At 50.5% G+C, this 15,522-nt stretch carries 15 protein-coding genes; 9 read left to right on the top strand and 6 right to left on the bottom strand.

Annotation, left to right across the window (positions count from 1 at the left end; translation table 11 throughout):
• Positions 1–133 precede the first annotated feature (133 nt).
• From AWQ22_RS07620 to AWQ22_RS07610, 3 genes are read left to right on the top strand one after another with little or no spacing between them, the layout of a single operon-like run.
• Positions 134–1,516 (top strand): efflux RND transporter periplasmic adaptor subunit, encoded by a 1,383-nt coding sequence (locus tag AWQ22_RS07620; protein ID WP_065710688.1) that lies wholly within the window; start codon positions 134–136, stop codon positions 1,514–1,516.
• Between the two features lie 13 nt (positions 1,517–1,529).
• Entirely contained in the window at positions 1,530–2,246 is a 717-nt protein-coding gene (locus AWQ22_RS07615) for an ABC transporter ATP-binding protein (protein ID WP_065710687.1), read from the top strand.
• Positions 2,247–2,248: 2 nt separating this feature from the next.
• Complete coding sequence (locus AWQ22_RS07610) at positions 2,249–4,618, top strand: ABC transporter permease (protein ID WP_065710686.1); 2,370 nt, start codon at positions 2,249–2,251, stop codon at positions 4,616–4,618.
• A gap of 8 nt (positions 4,619–4,626) precedes the next feature.
• Here AWQ22_RS07610 and AWQ22_RS07605 read toward each other — a convergent pair whose 3' ends face one another.
• Positions 4,627–5,808, bottom strand: a complete 1,182-nt coding sequence (locus tag AWQ22_RS07605; protein ID WP_065710685.1) for a DUF1176 domain-containing protein — start codon at positions 5,806–5,808, stop codon at positions 4,627–4,629.
• A 63-nt stretch (positions 5,809–5,871) separates the two neighbouring features.
• Positions 5,872–6,774, bottom strand: coding sequence for a hypothetical protein (locus tag AWQ22_RS07600; RefSeq protein WP_157094592.1), 903 nt, complete (start codon positions 6,772–6,774; stop codon positions 5,872–5,874).
• A gap of 559 nt (positions 6,775–7,333) precedes the next feature.
• On the opposite strand from AWQ22_RS07600, the gene AWQ22_RS07595 reads away from it, so the two are divergent.
• A complete protein-coding gene (locus tag AWQ22_RS07595; RefSeq protein WP_030007153.1) occupies positions 7,334–7,633 on the top strand; it encodes a hypothetical protein in 300 nt (99 codons plus the stop codon).
• A 149-nt stretch (positions 7,634–7,782) separates the two neighbouring features.
• Here AWQ22_RS07595 and AWQ22_RS07590 read toward each other — a convergent pair whose 3' ends face one another.
• The 4 genes from AWQ22_RS07590 to AWQ22_RS07575 form a co-directional block, all read right to left on the bottom strand.
• Positions 7,783–7,995 (bottom strand): hypothetical protein, encoded by a 213-nt coding sequence (locus AWQ22_RS07590; protein ID WP_030007154.1) that lies wholly within the window; start codon positions 7,993–7,995, stop codon positions 7,783–7,785.
• A 27-nt stretch (positions 7,996–8,022) separates the two neighbouring features.
• Complete coding sequence (locus AWQ22_RS07585; protein ID WP_012307091.1) at positions 8,023–8,220, bottom strand: hypothetical protein; 198 nt, start codon at positions 8,218–8,220, stop codon at positions 8,023–8,025.
• A 48-nt stretch (positions 8,221–8,268) separates the two neighbouring features.
• Entirely contained in the window at positions 8,269–8,478 is a 210-nt protein-coding gene (locus tag AWQ22_RS07580; RefSeq protein ID WP_012307090.1) for a chlorophyll a/b-binding protein, read from the bottom strand.
• 214 nt (positions 8,479–8,692) lie between these two features.
• On the bottom strand, positions 8,693–11,215 hold the full coding sequence (locus tag AWQ22_RS07575) for a sigma 54-interacting transcriptional regulator (RefSeq protein ID WP_065710683.1): 2,523 nt from the start codon (positions 11,213–11,215) through the stop codon (positions 8,693–8,695).
• 113 nt (positions 11,216–11,328) lie between these two features.
• Between AWQ22_RS07575 and AWQ22_RS07570 the strand changes: the two genes are divergently transcribed.
• From AWQ22_RS07570 to AWQ22_RS07550, 5 genes are all read left to right on the top strand, one after another.
• The gene (locus tag AWQ22_RS07570) at positions 11,329–12,291 is read left to right on the top strand and encodes an aldo/keto reductase (RefSeq protein WP_065711672.1); all 963 of its coding nucleotides are present in this window, start codon (positions 11,329–11,331) and stop codon (positions 12,289–12,291) included.
• Positions 12,292–12,356: 65 nt separating this feature from the next.
• Positions 12,357–12,824, top strand: coding sequence for a hypothetical protein (locus AWQ22_RS07565; protein WP_062434026.1), 468 nt, complete (start codon positions 12,357–12,359; stop codon positions 12,822–12,824).
• Between the two features lie 157 nt (positions 12,825–12,981).
• Positions 12,982–14,169, top strand: a complete 1,188-nt coding sequence (locus tag AWQ22_RS07560) for a CapA family protein (protein ID WP_232321314.1) — start codon at positions 12,982–12,984, stop codon at positions 14,167–14,169.
• Between the two features lie 112 nt (positions 14,170–14,281).
• Positions 14,282–14,761 carry a hypothetical protein gene (locus AWQ22_RS07555; RefSeq protein WP_030007159.1) on the top strand — a complete coding sequence of 160 codons (480 nt, stop codon included), beginning with the start codon at positions 14,282–14,284 and terminating at the stop codon, positions 14,759–14,761.
• 196 nt (positions 14,762–14,957) lie between these two features.
• Positions 14,958–15,308: a hypothetical protein gene (locus AWQ22_RS07550; RefSeq protein ID WP_065710682.1), complete on the top strand. Its 351-nt coding sequence runs from the start codon at positions 14,958–14,960 to the stop codon at positions 15,306–15,308.
• The last annotated feature ends 214 nt before the right edge of the window (positions 15,309–15,522 follow it).

Here is a 15,522-nt window from a genome sequence, read left to right as displayed (position 1 = left end):
AGGCGATCGCCAAATAATTGATCGCAGTATGATTTAGCGAAACATTACTATCCCGGGCTGATGTAAGTGGCAATGGCTACCATGGAAGTAGGCTCCCAGACTTATAACCTGACTCCATCGGTTTCATTGCGTCGTGGCCACAAACGCTGTCACATCCTCAAAAGTTTTAGACCTTCAGCTCAAACCATGGCTGTATGGTTTGGGGATTATCGCCGTTGCTGGAATTTGTGTTGTCCTCTTCCGCCCAAAACCGATTCTGGTAGAAGTGGTGACCATTAAACCGGGGCCTTTGCAAGTGATGGTCATTGAGGAAGGACAGACCTACCTTGAGGAGCGCTACCTGGTGTCTACCTCCGTTGCAGGTTATGTGCCCCGGCTGGATCTTGAGGTCGGTGATCCGGTGAGTCAGGATCAAATAATCGTCCAGATTGATCCCCTCGAATTTGATAATGATGTGTCGGCAATCTTGGCCCAAATCAATGCCCTCCAAGCCGAAAAAACAGGCGTTGCCACCCTCCGACCGAAGACAGAAAGTTTGACCCAAGCAGAAGCCAAGATCAAGGCGGTTGAAGCGGAAATTGGAGCAGATCAGGCGATCGCCACGGAATTGAGAATTCGTTTCATCCAAGCGCAACAGGAACAACAACGGGGGGAATTTCTCTACCGCAATGGGGCCATCTCGAAACAAGCGCTGGAAACATTGGCACTGAATACCAAGGCGATCGCCCAAAATTCAGAAGTGGCGCAACAAAGACTGAACCAAGCCCAGGCGAATCTGCAAGAGGCGATCGCCGCACGGGATGAACTGCGGGCCGCCCAACAGGATCCAGATTATTTGCTCGAAGTTTATGATGCCCAAATTCGCAGTTTAGAGGCAGAGCTTGCCAACCGCACCGACCAAGTCCAACGCACCGCGATCAAAGCGCCCATCAGTGGTCAAGTGCTGCGTCTCTACCAAAAAAATTACCAATATCTGGAGGCGGGACAGCCCCTGCTAGAGCTTGGAGATCTACAAAATTTAGCGGTGATGGTGGATGTACTCTCTAGTGAAGCGACCCAGATTCAACCCGGAAATCCCGTCATCATCGACCAATGGGGTGGCGATCGCCCTTTGACGGGCCAAGTGAAACGCCTTGAACCAGCGGCTTTTACAAAAGTGTCGGCCCTCGGCGTCGAAGAACAACGGGTGAATGTGGTGGTTAGCCTCGATGACATTCCCGCCAACCTGGGCGATCAATATCGGGTCGAAACTCAGATCGTGGTTTGGCAAGCCGAAGATGTATTGCAGGTGCCCCTTAGCGCCCTATTTCGCTGCGATGAGCAATGGTGTGTGTTTCTCATGGAAGCGGGACAGGCCCAAGCGGTGGCGGTGGAGATTGGCCACAAAACGGAACAAAATGCCCAAGTCAAAAGCGGTTTAGCTGCCAATGATCAAGTGATCCTTTATCCCTCTGGAGATATTCAAACTGGGCGTCGAGTACAGCCCCAAGCAGACCGTGCAGCGCCGACAAACTAGGGGGGCAATAATTATGACCGACTCACCCATTGTTCTTTTTTGGATTCAACACCTTTCCAAGACCTATTACATCGGCGATGTGGCCGTACAAGCCCTAAAAAATATCGATTTAGAATTATACGAGGGGGAATTTGTCGTGCTGTTGGGCGCTTCGGGGAGCGGCAAATCAACCTTGCTAAATATTTTGGGGGGTTTAGATATTCCGAGTACGGGCGAAATTTTTTTTCGGGGCCAAAGTCTCACCACCGCTAATGAAGCGCAACTCACCCGTTACCGCCGCAACCATGTGGGCTTTGTGTTCCAATTTTATAATTTGATCCCAAGTCTGACCGCCGCCGAAAACGTGGCCCTCGTAACGGATCTGGTGGCCCATGCCATGGCACCAACGGAGGCTTTGACCTTAGTGGGTTTAGAGAATCGCCTCGATCATTTCCCGGCTCAACTATCGGGGGGCGAGCAACAACGGGTCGCGATCGCCCGGGCGATCGCCAAACAACCGGAGGTTTTGCTCTGCGATGAACCGACGGGAGCCTTAGATTTTCAAACCGGGAAACGGGTGCTGCAAGTGCTCGAACAGATTAATCGAGACCTGGGCACCACCGTCGCCGTAATTACCCATAATGCCGGGATTGCGGCCATGGCCGACCGGGTCTTGCGGATGCGTAGTGGGGAAATTGTCGCCATCGAAACGAACGCGATTAAACAATCACCATTGCTTTTGGAGTGGTAGGGATGGTTGCACCGCTGGATCGAAAGTTATGGCGAGACCTACAGGCCCAGTGGGGTCAACTTTTGGCGATCGCCCTCGTGGTGGCCTGTGGCATTGCTTGTTTTGTGATGATGCTCAGTGCTTACCATTCCCTGGTGCTGACCCAGATGGCCTACTATGAACGCTATCGGTTTGGGGAAGTGTTTGCGGAACTGAAGCGTGCGCCCCAAAACCTACAATCGCAAATTGCCGCCATCAACGCAGTTCAGGAAGTACAAACCCGAATTGTCGCTGATATCACCCTCAATGTACCAGGACTCTTAGAACCGGCCACAGCGCGGTTAATTTCCCTGCCTCCTAAACGCGAGGGGATGCTCAATGGTTTGTTTTTGCGCAGTCCAGGCACTTTTCCCGATCCTCAACAACCAGAGGAAGTGCTCATCAGTGAGGCCTTTGCCAAAGCCAATCAGATCCAAGTGGGCGATCGCCTGGGGGCAATTCTCAATGGTCGCTGGCAAAACCTCCGGGTCACGGGCATTGCCCTCAGCCCTGAATATATCTATGCGGTTTCCGGGGGAAATATTTACCCAGACGACAAACGTTTTGGCATTCTCTGGGCCAACGAAACCGCCTTAAGTCATGCTTTTGGCCTTGATGGTGCTTTTAATAGCGTGGTGCTCACGTTGACTCCTGGGGCCAATGAACGGGCCGTGATTACCCAGTTAGATCACCTCCTCGAAGGCTATGGTGGCTTGGGGGCCTATGGTCGCCGGGATCAGTTCTCCCACCGGATTGTGAGCGATGAGATTCAGAGTTTAGAAGTCTCTGCCACGATCCTACCGACAATCTTTTTGGCGATCGCCGCTTTTTTGCTGCATATTTTAATCTCCCGCCTGATTGCCATCCAAAGGGGACAAATTGCCGTGCTCAAGGCCTTTGGCTATACCAATGTCCAAGTGGGCTGGCATTACCTCAAATTCATGTTGCTGGTTTTTAGTGGTGGTGCTGTTTTGGGATTATCCTGCGGACTTTGGCTCGGACAAGGTTTAACCCAACTATACGCAGACTTTTTCCATTTTCCCTTCCTGCGTTACGAGGCCAGTGCCCTGCTTATCATCACCGCTTTGCTTATTAGTGGTGGTGCGGCCTGTATTGGCGGATTGATGGCGGTACGGGAAGCGATTCTCTTGCCCCCAGCCGAGGGCATGCGACCCAAACAACCCGTGACATTTCGCGCCACCATAGTCGAAAGATTGGGCTTACAACGGTTTTTTTCGCCAGCCGGACGGATTATTCTCCGCAATCTCGAACGTCGTCCCCTCCGCGCTAGCTTATCAATCCTCGGCATTGCTGTGGCTGTGGCTATTTTACTAACGGGGTTTGGCCTGCAAGGATCCATGACGGCTCTGATGGATATCCAATTCCAAATCGTGCAGCGCGAAGACATGACCTTAACGTTTAATCAACTGTTGCCCTACCGCAGCCGCTATCACCTACGTCATTTACCAGGCATTCTCAAGACAGAGGTTTTTCGGTCGGTGCCAGTGCGGTTACGCCACGGCCACTATCAATATCGCCTGGCGATTACCGGCCTCGAACCCCAAGGGGAATTACGACAACTCGTTAACCGTCAACTGCAACCTGTATCTTTACCGCCAGGGGGCCTCGTCTTGGGCACAAAGTTGGGGGAAATCCTCCATATTCAACCCGGCGATCGCCTCGGAGTCGAAGTCCTTGAGGGGAAACGCCAACAAACACAAACCTGGGTGATGGGCTTAGTGGATGAACCGATTGGCCTATCGGCCTACATGAATTTAGCAGCGCTGAATCAAATGCTGGGTGAAGGGCAAGTTATTTCCGGGGCCTATGTTCTCATTGACTCCCACGTGAAAGAACAACTTTACCAAGCCTTAAAACAACTACCAGCCATTGAAGGAATTGCGTTTCGGGAAGCTCTGTTAGAAAGTTTCCAAGCCATTAGCGGCGAAAGCCTCCAGATTATGACTGGCATTATTGTCCTGTTTGCCTGCATTATCACTTTCAGTGTGGTTTACAATTCAGCGCGCCTTGCCCTGTCCGAAAGAAACCACGAGTTAGCCACTCTGAGGGTGATGGGATTTACCCAAACCGAAATTGCTTTTATCCTCCTGGGGGAACAAACTCTGCTCACATTCATCGCCGTTCCCTTGGGTTTGGGGCTGGGGGTGCTGCTGCTCTGGCTACTGGTGCAAGCTTACAATACGGAGCTTTATCGTCTACCGTTAACCCTAAATTCCGGTATCTATGGGCTGACGGCTTTGATCGTCATTGTCACGTCTCTCATCTCCAATCTGCTCATTTATTCCCAGCTTCAGGCCCTGAATTTAGTGACCGTCTTAAAAATTCAAGAGTAATCTTTTGATCAATATTGGGTCAGCCAAATGGAGCCGATGGCGGCATGGTCTTCGTATTGGGTGGTCGTTTGATAGCTGTCTTGGCGATCAGGATAAATACCTGCGTAATCGCTTAGGGTCCATTGATTCGAGCGGAAGAAGAGCCAGGATGTTTGGTCAGTGCTGAAAGGGGAATCGGCAAATTGAATCAATTCTCGACTTTCATTTTCTGTGCTGTAGCTGAGGGTTGCAGGGCCATAGGCGGCGATCGCCTCGGATAGGGGAGTGCCAGGGCCAACCCCTGCAGCGGTACGGTAACTGGGATTGTCCACCATAATCCGAATAATTTTGTCCTGGTCGCTGGGAAGATTGTCACCACTGTCCCCATCAAAGGCCACCACAAACTGGGCTGCACCGTAGAGATTTACTTGCCAGCCGGTGGGCAGATCAACCCCCAAAGGCACGGCTTCCAAGGTGGCCGCTTCGGGAAGTTGAGCTTTGAACTCCCTAAAAGTCATTCCTAGACGGGCAGGCCCAACCCCCTCGGCGGTAATTAGATAATCTGCACTGGGCGATCGCACACCGAGATCTGCACAGCCATTGGGGACGCCATCGATCAAACTAGCAGAGATAAGTCGCAGGCTATAGCCATCCCAATAATATTCCGAGTCCTCTAGGCAAGTCCCTGCGCCGTTAAATTTATAGCCATTGCTGAGAACGCTGGTTTCTGGGTCAAAGGTGGGAAAACCAGCGAGGGCCAAGCGGGAATGGGTGATGGTTTCACCGTCAACGTAAACAAATTCATAGGCCCCTTGGTAGGCCGCCATAAAGCACAGCACACTCACCAAATATTGATCTTCGCCCTGTTGATACACCGCCGCATCATCGAGATTCGCAGCCAAATTATCGTTGTCCAGGCAGAGACCAAGGCTGGCTTGCTGATCCACCACCCGCTGAAAAATACTGGCTTTTTCTGATCCGGTCACCGTGCGGGCGATCGCCACGGGGATTGGTGGGGTGATCCCCGGCTCTGGGGTAGGAAGACTCGGCTCAGGTTCAGTTGGGGTCTGTTTTAAAACAGCACCAAAACCCGGTTGGGACGGCGAGGGCTGAATACTGGCGGTGGTGCGGTTCCCAAAAAACTGATAGGCGGCGATCGTACTAAAAACAAAGGCCGTGGCGGGGAGGGTGTAATAGTAAAATTTTTGCATGGTGGGCAGGGCTCCTGGGTAATCACTTTAAATTTCAGTCAAACATTCCAGCCAAAAAAAACGCTAGAGACAGAGTTGCGCTGAATAGGTCTGGGAACCCCGACCCGGTTGACAGCGCCAGGTCACTTGGCGATCGCTGACCGTCCAGGTGCCATTGGCATTTTTATTGAGGGAAATCGTAAACCGTTGCCCCCGCACCGAATCATCCAACAGACCTTCTTGGGTGATCGTCACCGTAGAGCGTTGGGGGTTTTCCACCGTATCGTTTTGTCGGTCGATGCTGACCCGAAAACTCTCTGGAGTGTAACCAAGGCCTTTTGCCGTTGCCAAAGCCACCATGAGCGGATCCTGGGCTGCCCCCTGGTTATTCGCCAGTAAAAGTGGCTCGCTCACCTGGGCCAATAACGTCGCCTGATCAAATAAATTCACCAAAGACGCCTTGTTCACGCTTTGCACCTCAACGATCCCCGGCACATCCGGCGCTTCGTACCAACCATAGGCCACATCAAACTGGCTTTGAATCTCTGCAAAAACCACATCAATGCCATTAATTGATGCCCGACTGAGCTTCGGATTTGGCCCCACGGTGCGCCCCTGGGCAAATTCTTGGAGGGTTAAATTTTGGGGGTTGGGTTGCCGCCGGAGGGTCTGGGGATAAATCGCATCTGTCCCTAGCACAGGGGTTCCTTGGGTAAGGCAACGAATCAAGTTAAAATCTCCTGGCCTGAGGATTGAAATGCTGCCATCATTGCGGAGCATCGTCCGAAAATTTCGGGGAATTTCCAGTTGGATACCAAATTGCTCGAACTTAACAATACGGGTTGCATCAACGGCGCTTAAATCATTCGTATTCCGACAAACCCCTTGGCTGGTGGCCGGTGGTAGCTGTCGTGAAATGCCAATTCCCCCAAGGGCGATCGCCCCAGCGATCATTAAACAATTGCCAACTAATTTTTTGTTCATCATCACACCTTTGCCGATAACCTTCTGACTTCAACAGATTTAAAATTCGGAGATTTATCTACACCGACGATCCCAAGCCAAAAAAGTTTTTCTCGTTTACTAATGCCCCCAGCTTAAACAGGATTTTTCTGGCCTCAACGATGGTTACATTTTTTGTGACATAAATTCGAAAGCCGCAAGGCAATTGCCTACAAAAATCCAAAAGACAAGATTAAGATTTTTTAAGACCATTTTCTGGCGCATTGAAGACTTCGATGACAAGTTGTTAACCTAAATTTATCGATTTTTTATGAATTTCTCCCCTGCAACTACACAATTAACCCCTAGAAAAAATGCAGACCTGGCGCACTTCCTGGAGTCATATTTAAAACGAATCAGCCTGACATGAAAATTTGGCTCAGAACAACCAAAAACTTCAATATTTTTTCTATACTTGATTTAGTGTGGAGCGATCTGCACAATGCTATCTGACCACGACGTAACAAATTTCAGCAAATAAGCGGACTTTGTTTACCCGGCCTTGATCAACAATTGAAGCGCAGTCGAACAAGAGGAGAAAACGATGAATTTACCCAGCAATAAAGACGAGCTAGTCACCCAACTGCACCAGCAAATTGACGAAGCCTCTCGCAATATCGATGAATTAAAGCTCCAAGCTAATCTTGCGAAGGCGGAAGCGAGATCTGCTTTTGAGGCGAACATTGCCGCCCTCGAATCCCAGAAAGTTAAGTTGCAAGAACAGGTCAATCACCTGAAACACAGTACAGATAATGCTTGGCAAGAACTCGCAGAAGGATGTCAGAAGTCATGGCATGAGTTTCAAAGTGCGGTGCAAAAGGCGATCGCCCAGTTCAAGGCATAACTCTCCATATTCATTGAGAACGCCTTTTAATCTCTCCCATAAAAAAACCCTAAAACCCCATCCCACCGGAGTTTTAGAGTTGATGATCACGATTGCTCGTGTAGAGGAGAATAAAACTTGGACAAACTTGTAGAAAACTATAGATAACCCTAGAGGGCATTCACGGCGATCGCCCCGATGGTACCCGTCCCGAGCAACCCTAAGATCTTCATCCCTAAGGCCCCAAGACTTGCCCCCTGCTGGGAACGTCGTTTGAGAAAACTGTAGATGTGAGGCGCACCAGCTAGGAAAAAGAGAATCGCAACAATACCCGCATTTTGAGAAGCTGGGGTTTGTTTTTTGGTGATCGGTTGACGGGACATAGTGAGTACCTAAGAATGCAACGGAGGTTAGGCCATGAAACCTAGGCGGTGGCCATTGGATTTCGCGAGGCGAATTAGATTTTGTCGCGTTTTTGCGTCGAGGCCGACGGTGTTGCAAAAGTTGGTGATTGTCTTGCAATGAAGACCAATGACCTTACCACGGGTTTTGTTAAAACGGGCTGTACCCATGACTTTGCGAATCAAGATAACCAGGGAACCAAACATTGCAACTAGCCTCGTAAAACGACAAATAACTGGGAAAAAACTAAAAAATTAGAGTTGGAACAAGAGATTGATCAGGGTATCGCCACCAATCAATTCCGTTGCGATGAGCGCCACAAAACCAATCATTGCCAGGCGGCCATTTAACTTTTCGGCGTAGGCTGTCCAGCCGGCGGTATGTTCTGTATCAACGTAGACTTCAGGCTCGATTGCAAAGCTGTTGAGTTGACCGAATTCGTTGGAAGTATAACCAGTAGCCATTGGGGGAACCTCGTGCTTGCTTACATGAATAAATATAACAGAATGTAAACAAATATTGCAAGCTATTGACTGAAAAATATTTTTCTGCAATGCAATTTTCTGTCCCCTTATTCACCCCAAACAGCAGTAACCCCAATCCTTTCAGGGGATCGGGGTAGAGCAATAACGGTTGAAAAAACGATGTTAAGCCCTGGGGTTTTGTAACAAAACTCTGTTACAAACCGACAATGATCTGAGCCATCGCCCAGGCGAGACCAAGACTTGTTAGGTACTGGGGCAACAGCGATCGCCAGGATTGTTTACTCATTTTTTTCGTGAGCACAAAAGTACAGAGCGTTGCAAAGATTAGAGTTGAACCCTGGAGAAAGGCAATCACGGCAGGATGGGCGACAACAATCGGCAAGGTGCTGCCCTGGAGACCGAAGGTGGCCATGGTTACGGGTAAAATTTGACCAGCTTCCCCTAAACCGAGACGGAGATAATGGGCGAGGCTCCCCCCCAAAACCAAGGGCAGATAACCATAGGCCAATTGTAAAAAGGGTTTTGCCTTGGGGGGAGAGTTTAAAAATTGCACCACAGCCCCTGTTAATAGGACTACTCCAGCGGGTACTCCCAAGGCGGCGATCGCCAATCCCAGGTGGGGCCAAAATTGACTGAGGTCTAAATTTAAACCCAGGACTTGATTAATTTCTGGCAGCCGATGGAGAAAGATTCCCCCCAGCAGCAACAGTAAAAGGGCAACTTCATAGGTGCGGGGGCGGTGGGTTGTCCACAGTTCAATGGCTGGGGGGCGTAGATTTACCGCTACCGATCGATGGGGGCAAGCCTTAAGACAGGTCATGCACAGTACACAATCGCGGTTGTCCTCTAGTTGGGCCGGGTGGGAATAGAGGGGACAGCCCGCCGTTTCTAAGCCTTCACCCTTTTGGGGGCCGCCTTTATAACATTGATAGGTGCTACATTCCGCCGAACAAGTGCCCTGTTGCGCCCGTAGTTCTGTCATCGACAGTTTTGCAAAGAGGCCATTCATGCCGCCGATGGGACAAAGATAGCGACACCAAAACCGCCGCTCAAAGATCGCCGAGCAGATCATCGCCCCGGCAGTAATAATAATCAGCAACCAAGCCGAGAGATAAGCCGTATTTTGTAAATCCCACAGTTCTTCCCAGAGGAAAATCAGGGCAAATAAGCCAAAGAGAAACCAACCGCCCCATTTTTCTGCCTGCTGACGGGGCCAGGGTTTGAGGTCGCGCTTTAGGAGTTCGGTGGTGATTTTCTGGGTAATTTCCCCGTAGATCATAAACGGACAAACGGCACACCAAAGACGACCGACAAAGGGAAAGGCGAGGAGCACCAGGGGCCACCACCAAGCCCAAAAGAAATTCAGCGCAAAATTTTGGTCGCGGGTTTGGGGGGCGAGAAATAGAACAGCAATAATTAATGGAAAGGCGATCGCCGTAAAACCATAGTTAATGCGGTCGGGCCACCAAGCACTCCGGAGAAAGCGGCGGAAGGCAGGGTAGGCATTGAGTAAATTGAGGCGAAAGCGTTTTTGTTTCCCCTGGGCTGACCAAAAAATTTCTTCGGTGAGTATTGACCCTTGATCTGATTGAACAATGGCTCGTTCTACCAGGTTTTGCAGTTCGCGGATATTGTTCGGGAAGTCGTAGGACTGGAGGCGACGGAGGGCTTCGGGGGTGAGGGTCGGTTTATCGAGGCCCTTCGCCCGGCAAAATAAGCTGGTGTAATATTCTACCTGGGCCGCGAGATCTGCTTTGCGCACCCGCAGCGGCGGCACCTTGATCGTTTCGGAAAAATGGCGGGCCACGGCGGGGAGTTGTCGTTCGGCGATCGCCACCAATTTTGCCGCCGTTTGTTGGGGGACAGGTTCTGGATCACCGGGGCGACTGATGGGGGTATAGGTCTGGGTTTCGATTAACGTGGCGACTTTATCGATCAGTTCCGGGGGCAATTCTTCAATTTTGTTGAGGATTAGGGTACCTTTTCCCAGCCATGCCAAGAGACCTTTTTTGCCATCGGTGCGGCCAAAGAGTTCAGCGCCACTTTTTTGGAGAATGCTGCAATCGATTTTAATAATCGGCTGTCGGCGTCGGGGCGAACCGTAGTGGATCAGGGCGGCTAAATTATCTTTTTCTAAACCCGGTTCCCCAAAAATGTAAATGGATCGATCATGAGTACCCGCCTCACGAATTTGTTGCCGCAGGCGTTTAGCGTAGCGACTTTTCCCCACAACCCCCCGTTTCGCTTTGGTGACGAGGTAGGGGCGCAAAATTTCCTGCTGTTGCTGTTCCTGTTGGAGAGCTTGGGCGACTTCTGCCAGCTCCTGGGCGAGATCCTGGGAAAAGGCCTGGGTAATTTCAGGATAGTTTTGGATTAGGTCTTGCCACTGTTGGCGCGGCATAAACCACACTTCTGTGTCGGTGACGGTGGCGATCGCCTCTTGGGAAGCTTCATTAAGGAGTAAAGGCCGCAGATTGATCGTACTGCCTCTGGTTAGGGGGTTGGTCTCTGGTGCAGCCACGCTTTTGTGGCTGATCACCTCCCCGGAAATCAGGATATACAAACCTTGGGGATGTTGGTCGATCTCGCTGAGGGCCTGTTGGGGAGGGAGGGTCTGTCTTTGGAGTGCCGTGGCGATCGCCCCTAGGGTTTCCAGCGACAGACAACCGAGACTGGTGCGTTCCTGCAACCAAATCAAACGTTCCTGGATGGTCATGTTTATTTTCCTCCAACCCTTGCTCCCCCAGCTTATCGAATCTGACGGAGTAGATTAATTCCCCAGCGGAACAAGCTACAGTGGAACCAATGACCCGCCAGAAAAACGAGCTTATGAAAACAAGACAACTAGGCCAAAGTGCCGTTCAAATCACCCCGATTATTCTCGGTACTTGGCAAGCGGGCAAGCGCAATTGGGCGGATATTGACGACCAAGAAATTGTGGCCGGGATCCGTGCCGCCGTAGATGCAGGCATTACGACCATCGATACCGCTGAAATTTATGGCGATGGGGATTCTGAACATCGGGTCGCCGAGGCGATCGCCCCCCAACGGGATCAAGTGACCCTATTAACGAAAGTCTTTGCCAATCACCTCCACCACGACCAGGTGATCACCGCCTGCGAAAATTCCCTCAACAGACTCCAGACAGACTACATCGATCTGTATCAAATCCACTGGCCAGCGGGAACGTGGAATTCTGACCTGGTGCCCATCGGTGAAACCATGGCCGCCCTGAACCAATTGAAAGAACAGGGCAAAATTCGCGCCATTGGTGTGTCTAATTTTTCCTTGGCGCAACTCCAGGAAGCCATGGAACACGGCCAAATCGATAGCATTCAACCGCCCTATTCTTTATTCTGGCGAGCCATTGAACGGGAGATTCAACCTTTTTGTGCGGCCCAGCAGATTTCGATCCTCGCCTACTCTTCCTTGGCCCAGGGTCTGCTCACGGGGAAATTTGGCCCCGATCACCAGTTTGCGGCGGGGGATCACCGCTCCCACAACCGTCTCTATGCTGACCCAGAAAATTATCAACGGGTACAAACGGCCCTCGGACTCCTGAAACCGATCGCCACGACAAAAAATTGCACCTTAGCTCAACTGGCGATCGCCTGGCTGATTCGGCAGCCCCAAACCAATGCCATCGTCGGCGCGCGCAATGCCCAACAGGCGATCGCCAATGCCCAGGCCATCGATGTCGAGTTAACGGCTAAAGATCTCGAAGCCATTGACCATATCGGGCAAACCGTGACTGATCCTTTAGACGAAAATCCGCTCCTATGGAACTGGTAAGCACCAAGAAATTCAAATTCCGTTGGCTATACTGAAGGCAAGTTTCAGCGCTCTGCATCAACCCAATGAAAGCTTTAATTTTGGCCCTGGGGATTTCCTGTCTGGCGATCCCCGTCGCGGCCCAGGGAACCTGTCTTCGGATTAGCGATTTTTATACCACCTGCCAAGATGGTCGAGGCAATCAATACAGTATCCAGACCTTTGGCCCCAATACCTTTATCAACGGCAATTCCTACTACTCCCGCTCGCCCTATTACCATAGCTACCCTGGGTCTAGCGCCTATCGACGACCAGGCGATCGCCCCTGGAAACCAGCCCACTACCGACGGCCGACTAGCCACCATACTTATTCTTTTAGTAATACTTTCAAAAGCAAGAAAAGTCGCCCTTGGCAATATGAACCCTATTGGCAACAGCCTTGGAAAAAAGAGCCTAGTTCATCACCCCAATTCAGCACCTATTGGCAGCGCAACCCCTGGCAACGGCCCACCTACCACAACGACCAAAATATCTACCTCGACACCCGCTGGTAAATAAACTTTTAACGGCCCTAAAAGTTCGCCAATAATAAGAGTTAAGAATCAGGGCAAAAAAAAGGCGATCGCCACCGGTGATTTATTTTCTGTGTCTCCTAAACATCGAAGCACCAAAAATCCAGTACGATAAAGCGGTACTTTTGCGTCCGTTGCTATGGCACAGTTTCCTTTGTCTACTGTTTCCCTGCGCCGTTGGTTGCCCTGGGGTTTAGGTAGCCTAACAATTATCACTTCCCTTGGCATCCTCGGATTTAGGCATTATCAACGCCAACAAGTCTCTTTTATCAGCACTTCCGTCGCCATTAGCAACAGCACCCTCGCCACAATTGCCACTGATGCGGCCAAGGCGATCGCCCCCGTCCCCCAAACAAAAACGACCGTCGTCACCCTCAAGGCCGTTGGGGATATGGCCCCAGGGACTCGCTACTCGAAAACGCCCCAAGTCGAACAGAAAATGCAAATGTTTGCCGGGGTCGAAGGCCAGCTCGGTTGGAGCGACCTCCTTATCGGCAACCTAGAAACCACCCTTACCAATCATCCCTACGCCGCAAAAGATATCAGTCGCCCCAATGTCTTTGCTTTTCGGACGGCCCCTAGCTACGCCAATCTCCTCAAGGATGCAGGGTTCCAAGCCCTCAGTATTGCAAATAACCACACCTTCGACTACGGACAAACAGGCTTTCAAGATACCCAAACGACTCTTACAGACACTGGCATTGCCCCCATTGGCGTTAAAAACCAAATCCATTACCACCAACACAAAGACCTCACCGTCGCCCTCATCGGTTTTAGCACTTACCAATATCACAATACGGTTCAAGGCCTAGATGCTGCTGTCGCTCTAGTCAAGGAAGCCGATGCCAAAGCCGATATTATCGTTATCTCTGTCCATGCTGGTGCCGAAGGTACGGGGGCAAATCGCGTCCGGCCTGGTACGGAATGGTTGTTTGGGGAAAACCGTGGCGACCTCCACAAATTTTCCAGGACTCTGATTGATGCCGGAGCAGATTTAATTGTTGGCCATGGCCCCCATGTGCTCCGGGCAGTAGAACTTTACCAGGGTCGTTTGATCGCCTATTCCCTCGGTAATTTTGTCGCCGATGGTGCTCTGTCAGTGGCCAGTACCCTCGCCGAAAGCGTCATTTTAGAGGTTTCGATGAGTAGTGAGGGGCGTTTTCTAAAGGGGAAACTTCATCCTGTGCGCCTCAACGGTCAGGGATTTCCGTTTTACGATGCCACGGGGACAGCGATTAAGCGAATGCAACAGTTGACCCAGCGGGATTTTCCGGAGACGCCTTTAACGATTCAAGCAGATGGCCAGCTTTTACCAAGAACGCTGTAACCCTTGATGGTGAAGAATTTTCAAAAAAGTTGCGCTCAAAAACTGCATAAGCAAAATTTTCGGTCACTATCACCTGGCAACACACAACAATCAATCAACAGGTAACTGACCCATGACTACTTTCGCTTTCTCCCGCCCCCAGTCCCTCAAACTTGCTGCCGCTGGTGCTTTCCTTGCCCTCGGTGTCCTAAGTATCGCTCAACCCGCTAAAGCCGATAATGTTTCTAGCAGCACAATGATTTCTGAACAGACCAGTGCCGCTGTTGGCGTCGGCAACTCTACTTCTAACACCATGGGCCAATCGAATTTCCAAAACCAAAGCGGTTTCTTTAGTGGTGGTAACAACGGTTCCCAGTCAACGATTGTCGGTTCCCAGACTGCCGTGGCTGATGGCTTTTTCAACAATGTCAATAACAACCTCGGTCAATCCAGCACCCAGCTCCAATCCGATGCCTTTGGGTTTGGCAATAATGCCAGTGTTGCCCAGGTGGGTGCAAGCCAAACAGGTGCGGGAATTGGTTTCGGCAACAACGTTAGCAACAGCAGCTTCCAGAACAGTTTCCAAAACCAGAGCTCTCTCTTCTCTTTTTAAAAAAGGCGATCGCCAAGGTGGTGGTGTGATGGAACAAAGCACATCATTGCCTTGGTCAAAACCTGCCAGCACAATCTTCTCCCTAACATGGCTAATCTGTTAGGGGGCTTTTGCGGTGAGTAGATAAATAAAATACTGCATCTGTTCTGGGACGTGGCAACTATCAAGCAGTACCACAACAGAGCAGGCCAGTCCGATGATTATCACTACTTTTCTCCGTCACCACTCCCTCAAACTCGCCCTTACCTTCGCAATCTTTGGTTTCTTATGCTGGCTTTATTGCCTTTCGCCCCTGACCCTCAACCTTAGTCAACTCCAGCAAGTCGCCATCTACATTGGCCTCGAAGTTTTGTATGATATGCTGCGCCACTGGTGTTTAAAGTTGGTACAAAGTGGTTGCGATCGCCTCCGCCATGTCTCTCCCTTTGTGAACGATTTGTTTGCAGTTGTGACCAAACTGGCAACCGCTGGCCGTAATTTTAAAATTCATCTCCCCACGGTTACGGGACAAATGTGGACGATTTATCCCCTGCGTGTTCTTTCTTAAAAAGTCAAGTCTGCTCTAAGCTTTGTGGCCTGTGGTATCGCCAACAAATTTCAAAAATAGCTGTTCTTAGACTGTCGTTTCCCCCAGAAAGTTCCGCCATTTCCCGATAAATAGACCTTTCCAGACAATTCCTGCCAAAACGAAAAATACTTGCTACAGTGAGGAGGATTGTAAAGTTTGCTTTACAAAACACTACGAAAAGAAACAACTTTAT

It is taken from the genome of Picosynechococcus sp. PCC 7117, assembly GCF_001693275.1.
Classification (GTDB): Bacteria; Cyanobacteriota; Cyanobacteriia; order Cyanobacteriales; family MRBY01; genus MRBY01.
This window is presented reverse-complemented; position numbering and strand designations above follow the sequence as displayed.

Bases quoted from the DNA above. Each gene is read 5' to 3' on its own strand.
- AWQ22_RS07610 (WP_065710686.1), top strand. From the start codon at position 2,249: ATGGTTGCACCGCTGGATCGAAAGTTATGGCGAGACCTACAGGCCCAG.
- AWQ22_RS07590 (WP_030007154.1), bottom strand. From the start codon at position 7,995: ATGTCCCGTCAACCGATCACCAAAAAACAAACCCCAGCTTCTCAAAAT.
- AWQ22_RS07560 (WP_232321314.1), top strand. From the start codon at position 12,982: ATGGCACAGTTTCCTTTGTCTACTGTTTCCCTGCGCCGTTGGTTGCCC.
- AWQ22_RS07575 (WP_065710683.1), bottom strand. From the start codon at position 11,215: ATGACCATCCAGGAACGTTTGATTTGGTTGCAGGAACGCACCAGTCTC.
- AWQ22_RS07555 (WP_030007159.1), top strand. From the start codon at position 14,282: ATGACTACTTTCGCTTTCTCCCGCCCCCAGTCCCTCAAACTTGCTGCC.
- AWQ22_RS07600 (WP_157094592.1), bottom strand. From the start codon at position 6,774: ATGATGAACAAAAAATTAGTTGGCAATTGTTTAATGATCGCTGGGGCG.
- AWQ22_RS07595 (WP_030007153.1), top strand. From the start codon at position 7,334: ATGAATTTACCCAGCAATAAAGACGAGCTAGTCACCCAACTGCACCAG.
- AWQ22_RS07585 (WP_012307091.1), bottom strand. From the start codon at position 8,220: ATGTTTGGTTCCCTGGTTATCTTGATTCGCAAAGTCATGGGTACAGCC.
- AWQ22_RS07550 (WP_065710682.1), top strand. From the start codon at position 14,958: ATGATTATCACTACTTTTCTCCGTCACCACTCCCTCAAACTCGCCCTT.
- AWQ22_RS07570 (WP_065711672.1), top strand. From the start codon at position 11,329: ATGAAAACAAGACAACTAGGCCAAAGTGCCGTTCAAATCACCCCGATT.
- AWQ22_RS07615 (WP_065710687.1), top strand. From the start codon at position 1,530: ATGACCGACTCACCCATTGTTCTTTTTTGGATTCAACACCTTTCCAAG.
- AWQ22_RS07605 (WP_065710685.1), bottom strand. From the start codon at position 5,808: ATGCAAAAATTTTACTATTACACCCTCCCCGCCACGGCCTTTGTTTTT.
- AWQ22_RS07565 (WP_062434026.1), top strand. From the start codon at position 12,357: ATGAAAGCTTTAATTTTGGCCCTGGGGATTTCCTGTCTGGCGATCCCC.
- AWQ22_RS07580 (WP_012307090.1), bottom strand. From the start codon at position 8,478: ATGGCTACTGGTTATACTTCCAACGAATTCGGTCAACTCAACAGCTTT.